This window comes from Massilia cavernae, from assembly GCF_003590855.1.
Lineage (GTDB): Bacteria > Pseudomonadota > Gammaproteobacteria > Burkholderiales > Burkholderiaceae_D > Telluria_A > Telluria_A cavernae.
This window is the reverse complement of record NZ_QYUP01000144.1, coordinates 25,864-35,903: the sequence shown is the minus strand read 5'-3', so window position 1 is coordinate 35,903 and position 10,040 is coordinate 25,864. Positions and strand designations below refer to the sequence as shown.

8 protein-coding genes are annotated in these 10,040 nt (G+C 62.9%); 3 read left to right on the top strand and 5 right to left on the bottom strand.

Annotation, left to right across the window (positions count from 1 at the left end; translation table 11 throughout):
* A partial coding sequence (locus D3872_RS18645; RefSeq protein WP_147373923.1) for a helix-turn-helix domain-containing protein occupies positions 1-156 on the bottom strand: 156 nt, incomplete at its 3' end.
* A 102-nt stretch (positions 157-258) separates the two neighbouring features.
* Here D3872_RS18645 and D3872_RS18640 point away from each other — a divergent pair.
* The 3 genes from D3872_RS18640 to D3872_RS18630 are packed head-to-tail and all read left to right on the top strand — an operon-like array spanning position 259 to position 2,260.
* Positions 259-1,047: a DODA-type extradiol aromatic ring-opening family dioxygenase gene (locus D3872_RS18640; protein ID WP_119812224.1), complete on the top strand. Its 789-nt coding sequence runs from the start codon at positions 259-261 to the stop codon at positions 1,045-1,047.
* 11 nt (positions 1,048-1,058) lie between these two features.
* Complete coding sequence (locus D3872_RS18635; RefSeq protein ID WP_119812227.1) at positions 1,059-1,784, top strand: alpha/beta hydrolase; 726 nt, start codon at positions 1,059-1,061, stop codon at positions 1,782-1,784.
* A 53-nt stretch (positions 1,785-1,837) separates the two neighbouring features.
* A complete protein-coding gene (locus D3872_RS18630) occupies positions 1,838-2,260 on the top strand; it encodes a DoxX family protein (RefSeq protein WP_229459407.1) in 423 nt (140 codons plus the stop codon).
* A 9-nt stretch (positions 2,261-2,269) separates the two neighbouring features.
* Here D3872_RS18630 and D3872_RS18625 read toward each other — a convergent pair whose 3' ends face one another.
* From D3872_RS18625 to D3872_RS18610, 4 genes are all read right to left on the bottom strand, one after another.
* Complete coding sequence (locus D3872_RS18625; RefSeq protein WP_119812222.1) at positions 2,270-3,106, bottom strand: MipA/OmpV family protein; 837 nt, start codon at positions 3,104-3,106, stop codon at positions 2,270-2,272.
* Between the two features lie 71 nt (positions 3,107-3,177).
* Positions 3,178-4,230, bottom strand: a complete 1,053-nt coding sequence (locus tag D3872_RS18620) for a S1/P1 nuclease (protein ID WP_119812221.1) — start codon at positions 4,228-4,230, stop codon at positions 3,178-3,180.
* Positions 4,231-4,301: 71 nt separating this feature from the next.
* The gene (locus D3872_RS18615; protein ID WP_119812220.1) at positions 4,302-5,990 is read right to left on the bottom strand and encodes a bifunctional metallophosphatase/5'-nucleotidase; all 1,689 of its coding nucleotides are present in this window, start codon (positions 5,988-5,990) and stop codon (positions 4,302-4,304) included.
* Positions 5,991-6,270: 280 nt separating this feature from the next.
* Positions 6,271-9,693, bottom strand: coding sequence for a TonB-dependent receptor (locus D3872_RS18610; protein ID WP_119812219.1), 3,423 nt, complete (start codon positions 9,691-9,693; stop codon positions 6,271-6,273).
* Positions 9,694-10,040: the final 347 nt, after the last annotated feature.

Below are 10,040 nucleotides of genomic sequence, written 5' to 3'. Positions count from 1 at the left end.
GGTGCGGTTAAGCAGCCGCACTCCAAGCCGCTCCTCCAGGTTGGCCACATTGCGCGACACCGCCGCCTTCGACGAATCCAGCGCCTCGGCAGCCTTGACGAAGCTTCCCGCATCCACCACAGCCACAAACGACTGCATCTCTTGAAATTTATCCATTGTCTCGATTTGAGGAACGATATGTCATATTAATCGATATTTATCCCCAAAATCGCAACAGATAAACTGTGTCCATTAATTGAAATTCGAAAGGGCATCCACATGACCACCACCTTACCCAGCCTGTTCGTCTCGCACGGCGCCCCGACGCTGGCGATTGTCGACAGCCCGGCGCGCCGCTTCCTGCTTGAACTGGGCAGGACGCTGCCGCGCCCGAAGGCGATCCTGGTCGCATCCGCGCACTGGGAAACGCGCGGCGGCCCGGCCGTCAGCCTGGCCGCGAAGCCGGAAACCATCCACGACTTCGGCGGCTTCCCCGCCGAACTGCACGCGATGCAGTACCCGGCCCCGGGAGCGCCCGACGTGGCGCGGCGCGCGGCGCAACTGCTGTCGCAGGCAGGCTTCAGCACCGGCGAAAGCGCCACGCGCGGCCTTGACCACGGCGCCTGGGTACCGCTGTCGCTGATGTATCCGGATGCCGATATCCCGGTCGCGCAGGTCTCGATCGTCCATGGCGGATCGCCTGGCGCCCATGAGACGCTCGGGGCCGCACTGGCGGCACTGCGCGAGGAAGGCGTGCTGGTGATCGGATCGGGCTCGCTGACGCACAACCTGTACGAGTTCCGCAGCCAGCCGATCGACACTGCGGCGCCGGCCTGGGTCAGCGAATTCGGAAGCTGGATGAAGGATCGCCTCGACGCCGGCGACCGCGAAGCCCTGCTTGACTACCGGAAGCTGGCGCCTCACGCCGAACGCAATCATCCTAGCGAAGAGCACCTGCTGCCGTTGTTCGTGGCGATGGGCGCCGGCGGCGAATCGGCCAGGGCGGAGCGGCTGCACGCCAGCTTTGAATACGGCATCCTCGCGATGGACGTCTACGCATTCTCATGATCGGAACGTATATGGAATACACACTGGACAAGGTAATCGACAACCCGGCGCTGCCGCTGGTCCACCGCGTGCGCGGCCCCCGGGCGGGAACGGGCGAGCCTTCGCCCTGCCTCGTGCTGCTGCACGGCGTGGGCGCTAACGAGGCCGGCCTGGCCGATGTCGCGATGGCCCAGGACCCGCGCCTGACCGTCATCCTGGCGCGCGGCCCGCTTACCTTCGGGCCGGGCCAGTATGGCTGGTTCAACGTCAGCTTCGCTACCGGGGCGCCGTCGATCAACGCGCAGCAGGCCGAGGCGTCGCGCGCCGCGCTGGCAGCTTTCATCCACGCGCTTCCCGCTGCCTATGGCGTGGACGCTTCGCGGATTGTCGTTGCGGGCTTCAGCCAGGGCGGCATCATGAGCGCGAGCGTTGGCCTCACACGCCCGGACCTGGTGGCCGGCTTCGGCATCCTGAGCGGACGCATACTGCCCGAGATCGCGCCGCTGGTCCGTCCTGCCGGCGAACTCGCAGCTACTGCGGCCTTCGTTTCGCACGGAGTCAGCGACGCCAAGCTGACCGTCGAATACGCCCGCAGCGCGAAGCGGCTGCTGCAGGAGAAGGCGGTGCCGCTGGCGTACCACGAATACGATGCCGGCCATGAACTGAACCCGCTGATTCTGCGCGACTTCGCGGCCTGGATGGCCGCCCGCATCGAATCGAAAATCGCTGTCACTGGCGCTGGAGTAGACGTAGAATGAGCCGCAGCGCCTTTTTGAATAAGAACCTAACTCAAACTTTTAAAGGAACCGCCATGCCAACCACCGCCGTCAATCCCGCCACCGAAGACCTTGGAAAACTCGTCCTGCGCAGCGTGCTCGCCATCCTGCTCCTCCTGCACGGCATCTCCAAGCTTTCGGGCGGCATCGGTTTCATCTCCGGCATGCTGAACAACTTCGGGCTGCCCGCCTTCCTCGGCTATTTCGTCTACGTCGGCGAAGTGGTGGCGCCGGTGCTGGTACTGGTCGGCTTGTGGACACGCCCTGCGGCGCTGGTCATCGCGATCAACATGGTTGTCGCGGTCGCGCTGGTTCATATGCCCGAACTGGTGCAGATGAACAAGCAAGGCGGCTGGGCGCTCGAACTGCAAGGCATGTTCCTGTTCGGCGCGCTCGCGGTGGCCCTGCTGGGCGCTGGCCGCTACAGCATCGGCGGCATCAAGGGCAAATGGAACTAAGCTTTCCTTCTAGTCGTTCGCGCTGCGCGCCGAGCGGGCGAAGGTCCAGATGAAGCCGATGCCGCCAGAGACACCGCTGTCCTTCTTCAGCAGCGGGCTGGCGTCGTTGGCCGAAAGCGCGTAGTTCTCGTACCAGAGGTAGCCGAACATGCGCAGCCCGGGATTGATCTGGCGCTCCAGCGACCCGCCGGCGCGCGCCAGCACCAGTCCCGCCTTCGCATCGTACGCAGGCCTCGCTGCTGCCGCGAACTCGGGACGCACGCCATAGAAGTAGTCGTTCAGCTTGTCGTTGGCCGCCACCAGTCCCACATGCGCGCTGCCGCTCCACCCGTTCCCCAGGTCGTCGGCCTCGTAGATCACGCGTGGAGCGAAGGTCCAGCCGCGGTTGCGCAGCCCTCCCCTTCCTTCAATGACTGTCCGCAGCGGCAGGTCGGCGCGCACGCGGCTGCCCTGCGTGGGGCGTGACAGCGTCCATTTCAGGCGCGGCCCGAATTCCACCAGCGTCCCCAGGCTCGGCATGCCCCGGCGCGCCTCGACATCATCCGACCGTGCAGGCAGCGATGCGGCAAAGCCGACGTCGAATTCGGCCACGTCGCTGCGGAACAGGCGCGCCCCGATGCCCGATTCGTCGGAACGGAATATCTTGCCGCGGTAGACCAGGTAAGGCAGCACCAGGCCGCGCGACGAGCGGTCGGCGGAACCGGGATAGGCGGGAGTGGAGACGCCGCCGCCGACCACGCCCAGTTCCCACAAGGGCTTGGGCGTTTGCGCGAGCGCGGCGGCGCAGGATGAGAGCAGTGCGCCGGCAGCCAGCGCATGCGTCAGGTAGAAGTTTACAGGTCGCATCGGGAACGTTCTCCGTTTAAACATGATGTTTTGACCCAGAGCCGTTCCGCGAGTTGCGCTACCGGGTTTGCTTAGGGCCAGATCGCCTTCAACACGGCCGCCAGGCGGTAGCCGCCCTTGATCAGCTGGTCCCGTGCAATGGCGGAACTTGGAACCGGATAGTTCTGGCCCATCTCGAGATTGAAGGTGTAGTAGGTCTCGCCCTTCCTGTTGGTCTGTGCGGTGATCTTGCCTGGGGTGACGTCAGTGTATGCCAGCTTCGACACTTCCAGCGCATCGTTGGCCCACTGGTACGGCCAGGTCGCCGCCTCGCCGGTGTTCATCATGACGTAAGGCGAACTGTCGATGGCCTTCTGCGCAAACTGCTCCGGCGAGCCGGTGCTGATGCGGCGCATCGCGTAATCGACCACCGTGCTATCCCAGTACGAGTGGAACGGGCGCGTCGGCCACTTCTTCGCGCCTTCCGGCAGCGGCTTCGGTTCGCCCGGGATCAGGGATGCGGACATCGCGGTCAGCTTGTCGTCGTCGAGCATCAGGCTGTTGCCGCCGCGCGAGTCGTAAATGTTGACCGAGTCGATGTCGTGATGGTTTTTCGGCACGACGAACGTGCCGTCCTTGCCGACGAAGGCCGCGCCCACGTGGAGCGGCTGGTGGATGTCGCCGGTCATGTGCGCGATCAGCAGCAGCGCCTGGCGCCTGGTGAACTTGTGCGGGTTCAGCGCCGGATCGGTCTTGCCCTGCAGAACAGCGATGGCCTGCTTCAGCGTCTGCACAATGTCATGTTCGGCCGTGCCGACCGCACCGTCATGGTAGTGCGTGTTCTGGAAAGGGATGTCGGTGTAGTGGTACTCGCCGTGCTTCGGATTGACGGCGGTGTACTCGGCCTGCTCCGGGGTCGGGGCCGGATAGCCCACGCCGCCCTTGGCGCCGTCGGCCCAGTTGGTGATCGACTCCAGCGTCTCGCCGGGCAGCAGCAGCGCCTGCACCTGCTTCTCCGCGTTGCTGCCCTTGATCAGTTTCTCGGCGATGGAACCGACCACGCGGTGGCCCTCATGGCCCCATGCGAGTGCGTCGACGGAAGCGAAAGCGCTGGTCAGCGCGAGTACACAAGCTAGTTTTTTCATGCTTTTTCTTTCAGTTGCGGGCGGCGTTGTACGCCGCCCTTGTCCGGCTTTGGATAGTCTTTGGCGATACCTTAGTTGCGCCGTTCTACGCGGCCCGCAGCCTCCGCGCTGCCGGCCGGCTTGCCCGCCTTGTCGCTCTTGGCCAGGTAGCCCACGAAGGCGTCGAGGTCGACGATCTGCGTGTCGCGCTTGTTGGCCGCGGCCGCGAATGCGGGGAATCCGTCGCCGCCTTCGGCGAGGAAGTTGTTCGCCGCGACGCGGTAGCTCCTCGCTTCGTCGATCGCCACGCCATTGAGCTTCATGCTGCCGGGGATAACGCGCTGACCGTTCGGTTTGGAAGCGTCCCACGCGTAGCTGAAGCCGCGCGAGGCCTGCAGCATCGCGGCGTGGCTGTCCGCGTGCGCGCGGATCCATTGCTGTTCGAGCACCTCGCGGATTTGCGCGCCGGTCATGTCCATCACGACGATGGTGTTCGAGAACGGCAGTACCACCTGCGCCTGGCCGAAGGTGGCGGTCAGGTTGTCGCCGACGTCGAGGTCCTTGCGCATGCCGCCGGCATTCATGAAGGCGATCTGCACGCCCTCGCCTTGCGACGCGTCGAGCACGGCGTCCGCGATCAGGTTGCCGAGCGGCGCTTCTCCGGCGCCGGTAAGCTTGCGGCCAATCGATTTGGCGCCGACGCGCGCAACCGGTCGCGCCAGCGCCGCTTCGCTGCGTTCCTTGACCAGCTTGAGGTAGGCATCGATGCGCGGGTCGGCCGGGTATTCGCCCGGCTTCATGATGACGTTGCGGACGGCGATATCGCGCAGCTCGCGCGATTGCGGGTCGACCGCCAGCTTGATGCGCGACAGGACGTGGCCGCCCATCTCGGCCTGGGTGATCGTGCGGCCGTCCACCTTGCACTGGAAGCCCCTGTGCGTATGGCCGCTGATAATCAGCTTGATGGCGGGGTCGAGGCGTTTCGAGATGCCGACGATCGGGCCCTTGAGGTTCTTGCAGTCAGGTTCGTTGAAGGCTTCGCCGGTGTGGCCGCCTTCATGGATCAGCACCACGAACACCGTGGCGCCCTTGGCGCGCACTTCGGCCATTGCCTTGTTGATGGAGTCGGCTTCGTCGAGGAAGGACAGGCCGGCGATGCCGGATGCCAGCACCACCGACGGCGTGTCCTTCGTTACGGCGCCGATGAAGGCGACCTTCACGCCCTTGGCTTCCTCGATCTTGTAGGCGGGGAGCAGCGTTTTCCCGGTCGCCTTGTCGACCACGTTGGCGGCCAGGTAGGTGAACGAGGCGCCCTTGAAGTCCGGCACCAGCTTGCAGGCCTTTCCGGTGCGGTGCGACACGCAGCCGCCGTGCTGCTGGCGCAGCAGCTCCGCCCTGCCCTGGTCGAACTCGTGGTTGCCGGCGGCGCTGGCATCCATGCCGAGCATCGACAGCGCCGTCAGCGCGGGCTCGTCTGCCCACATCGAGGAGATCGCCGGCGTGGCGCCCACCAGGTCGCCCGCCGCGACGAACATCAGGTCCTTGTCTTCCGCCCGCCATGCCTGCAGCGCCGCGCCGATGGTGTCGATGCCACCTGCCTTGGCCAGCGTGGCCGGCTGGCCCTTGTCGGTGTAGTTGAATTTGCTCGCTTCGAGATTGCCGTGGAAGTCGTTCAGCGCGACCACGTTCAGTTCAAGCGGAGCTTGCGGGCGCGAGGCGCAACCGGAAAAAAGCGAGGCCGCGGCGAGGGCGATGCACAGGGGGCGCAGGAGATTTTTCATAAGCGGAAAGGATAACCGAAGAGTGCCGTTAGTAGAGAGATCGCGGGTGGAGTGTGTATCGGGAATGTATCAGTAGAGGTTCACGGCCTAAGTACGTCGTACCCGCGAAAGCGGGTACCCATGCTGAGCTAGATAATCGTAGTCAGCATGGGTGCCCGCGTTCGCGGGCACGACGTGGTGGCGTTACACGCCACATCGCACGGTAGCCTTCTTCCGAATAGAAAACGGCTGGTGTTGCCACCAGCCGTTTCTAGCTTTTGCAAATATTACGAGAGGCTGCTTAGAACTCGTAACGTGCGGTCAGCTGCAGTGCCCACTGGGACTCGCCCTTGGCCTGCTTGGTCACGTAGTCCTCTACCTTCTCACGCACCTGGTAGACATACTTGCCGTTTTCCATACCTGCGTAGTCCACGAAGCTGCGCGAGTTACCACCATCGCTTGCGAAGCCCACTTCATTGATACGGCCCCACTTCTTGTTCAGCATGTTGCCGAAGTTGGCGATATCCAGCACGAAGATACCTTTGTGGCCGGCGAACAGGCCAGGAACTTCTTGCGAGATGCGCAGGTCGATGCTGTTGATCCATGGAGCGTATGAGTCGTGACGCTGGGTGACGCGGCCGATCGAGCGCTTCAGCTCAGGGATCGAGTTAACGGTATCCCAGAACTTGGTCTCGTTGACCTTGCTGGTCGCCGTGTCGTCACGGAACACAACTTCACCCGAACCGAACGCCGACGGGATGAACATCAGGTCGTTCCCCGCGACGTTATCGCCGTTCATGTCGTTGTTGTAGGTCCAGCTGTATGGCTTGCCGGTATGGCCTTCATAGTACGCGCCGAAGGTGGTCTTGTAGGTGCCGAAGAAGCGCTTTTCCCAAGTCAGGTGGGCGTTCACGCGGTCACGAACCATGTACGACGAGTTAGCTGTTACTTCTTCGTTCGGATTGAAGATCGCACGTGCACCCCAGTTCGAACCGTTGGTCGACGAGGACAGGTTCGATACTTCGGTAGCATCGGTGTAGGTGTACGCCACCTGCCACTTGAAATCACGCGAACGCGAGTTTCCCAGCGAAACGGTAGCAGTATTGCCGCCGCCCTTCTTGGTCTCGTCGATCTTGATCACATTGCCGAAGCTGGCGTTCGACAGTGCACGGGTGCGGAAGCCGGTGCAAGCGCCGGTGCTGGTGAAGCCGCCGGTGCCGTTGGCGCACGATGCGGTGTAGCCCGGCTCGGTCCAGTACAGGTTACGGCCGTCAGGACCGATGCGGGTTGGCGCGCCCAGGTTCTCGTTGGTCAGGAACAGGCCAGTGTTGGTGTTGGTACGCAGGTACTCCAGGCTCATGACCAGGCCGAACCATGGCAGTTCATGCTCGACGCCCAGGTTCGCTTTCCACACCGACGGCTGCGACAGGCCAGCTGCCAGAAGGTCGACGTTGGCCGCAGGAACCGCGCCTGGAATCGAACGCTGCTGGGTTGGGTCCGGGTTGAACAGGCCTCCGCCCAGGCAAGCGGCAAAGGCACCGCCGCAACCCACGATCGTGGTCGACACGCCCGGGTTAGCGAACGGGTTGCCCAGCCAGACTGTCAATGCCGAACCGCCGAACAGGCCTACGCCGCCACGGACCTGGGTTGGACGCTTGTAGTCAACGTTGTAGTTGAAGCCAAAGCGTGGCTGAATCAGTTCGTCGCCGTCAATGGTGACGGTGTTATCCAGGCCGAAACCGCCGGTCTGGCGAACGATCGAACCAGGCACGACGTTGTAACGGCCAGCGACCAGCGGCTGCGCCACGACGTTATTTCGACGCGGACGGTCATCGGTTGCTGTGCGGTCGTAGCGTATGCCATACGAAATGTTCAGGCGTGGCGATACGTTCCATGCATCCTGCAGGAACAGGCCGGTGTTTTGAAGGGTCCAGATTGCCGCGGTGTCGCGCAGGGCAACGCCGGCAACTGGGAGCTGAGCGGTGTACTGGGTAGGACGGCCGAGGCTGAAGTTCTCCAGCACTGCCTGTTCGATCAGCGCTGCCGACGAGGTCGAGCAGTTGACCGCGCCGAACGAGTACGTCACCGCAGCGCTCGAGTTGATGCAGCTGAACGTGTAGTTGCCGTTCACGTTTTGCAGGAAGGCGTTGAAGATCTCGTTGCGCGTGTGATCCAGGCCGAACTTGACTTCGTGGTCGCCCTTCAGCCAGGTTGCGCCGACGTAGCTGTCGTAGGTCGTGTTGTCCAGTTCGTTGAACTGGCGGCTACGCTCGGTACCGAAGTTGATGAAGCGGGTACCGGTGCGCACGGTCGAAGGAACGCCGCTTGGCAGCGGGCCTGGGAACGACAGGGCGATGGCCGGCAGGTACGAATTGTTCGCATTGCGCTTGCCGGAGTCGCGGCGCGACACCTTGACTTCAGTCGAGAAGCTTGGGGTCCAGTCGCTGAACAGCTGGGCGACGGTCGCTTCGTTGTCCTTCTCTTCAGCCCACAGGTACGAGCTCAGAGAAATACCTGTGGCGGAGAAGCCCGAGAACTGAGGCTCGGATTGCTTGGTCGAGGACCAGCGCAGGTTGGCGCGGTGATCGTCGTTGATGTTCCAGTCGATCTTGATCAGGCGGTCCTGCACTTCCTGTGCGGCACCTGCACCGATTTCAGCGCTGCCGGCGTCGAAGCCGTACTTGGTCTTGGCGATGTTCTGCAGGCCGGCGATGGCACTCTGCGTAATGCCGACGTTGGTTAGGTTGCTGCCCAGTGGGCCGAAGGCTGGCGACGAGCGGGTGCTGCTCGAATCTTCAGCCGACAGGAAGATGAACAGCTTGTCCGCGATCAGCGGGCCGCCCAGGGTGAAGCCCTTGGTCTTGTCCTTGAACTCTGGCGCCGGGCTGTAGGAGCCGTCGGTCAGGTTGAAGCGGTCGCCGACCATGCGGTCGTCGCGGTAGACGTAGTACACCGAACCGCGCCAGTCGTTGGTACCCGACTTGGTGACGGCGTTGATGTTCGCGCCGGTGTAGCCCTTCTGGGTGACGTCGTAGTTCGAGATATTGACCTGCACCGACTGGATCGCGTCGATCGAGATCGGCTGCTTGTTGGTCGGCAGGCCGTTCGCTTCCAGGCCGAAGGTGTCGCTGATGGACACGCCGTCGATGGTGATCGAGTTGAAGCGCGAGTTCTGGCCGCCGGCCGAGATTTCGCCGCGGTCCTTGTCGGTCTGCGACAGGCGCGGATCGGTACGCGCGTAGTCAGCCAGCGAGCGCTGGATCGAGCCCAGTGCGTTCAGCTCTGCGCGGCCGACGTTGGTGCCTGCGCCCATCGAGCCCTTGTTGAATTTGTTCGACTGCGCCTGGCCGGCGATGGTCACGGTCTGGATGACCGGTGCGCCCAACTGTGCGTTGACGGTCGCGGTTTCCGCGAGCTGCAGGTAAACGTTGTCAAACTTCTCGGATACGCCGTCCTTGGTGATCGTGATGGTGTATGGGCCACCAACGCGCAGGCCGCGCGCGGTGTAACGGCCTTCCGCATCGGCGGTCACGTTGCTGACCGAACCGGATTCGGTGTGGACGATCTGGACCTGGGCGCCAGCTGCCGGCTTGCCATCGCTGCTCGATACACGGCCCCCGATTGCCGAGGTCGTATTCTGCGCCATGGCAGGGACCGAAACGGCCAGTGCCATCGACAGCGCGAACGCGAGCTTTGTAAGCCGCAACTGTTTTTGATTGATCATTGTATAACCCCAAAAAAGACTAATAGTTATGTGGAAGTTCGGCGTACCACTTCCCTCTTTACTTTGCTGCAACCGCGACGGCGTGTAGCAGGCGTGCAACCCAAACAGGAGGAGATTTCGCTCTTCCATTTACTACGTTCGTGCCCATCTGCCTGTTGTCGCCGGCAAACAAAAGCTGCGAGGCGGCATCACGCCCAACCAACGAATGTAGTGCCTGCGTGTGTCATGGCAATGACAGTGTGGCATTCCTGACAAAGTTGCCCGCGATATTTTTCAGCTAACTATGCATGAAGGGATACTTGCAAGACAAATACGATTTCCTTTGGCAATTTATACCAAAAAAATAT

Coding starts and splice junctions, on each gene's coding strand:
- D3872_RS18640 (WP_119812224.1), top strand. CDS start 259: ATGACCACCACCTTACCCAGCCTGTTCGTCTCGCACGGCGCCCCGACG.
- D3872_RS18635 (WP_119812227.1), top strand. CDS start 1,059: ATGGAATACACACTGGACAAGGTAATCGACAACCCGGCGCTGCCGCTG.
- D3872_RS18630 (WP_229459407.1), top strand. CDS start 1,838: ATGCCAACCACCGCCGTCAATCCCGCCACCGAAGACCTTGGAAAACTC.
- D3872_RS18625 (WP_119812222.1), bottom strand. CDS start 3,106: ATGCGACCTGTAAACTTCTACCTGACGCATGCGCTGGCTGCCGGCGCA.
- D3872_RS18620 (WP_119812221.1), bottom strand. CDS start 4,230: ATGAAAAAACTAGCTTGTGTACTCGCGCTGACCAGCGCTTTCGCTTCC.
- D3872_RS18615 (WP_119812220.1), bottom strand. CDS start 5,990: ATGAAAAATCTCCTGCGCCCCCTGTGCATCGCCCTCGCCGCGGCCTCG.
- D3872_RS18610 (WP_119812219.1), bottom strand. CDS start 9,693: ATGATCAATCAAAAACAGTTGCGGCTTACAAAGCTCGCGTTCGCGCTG.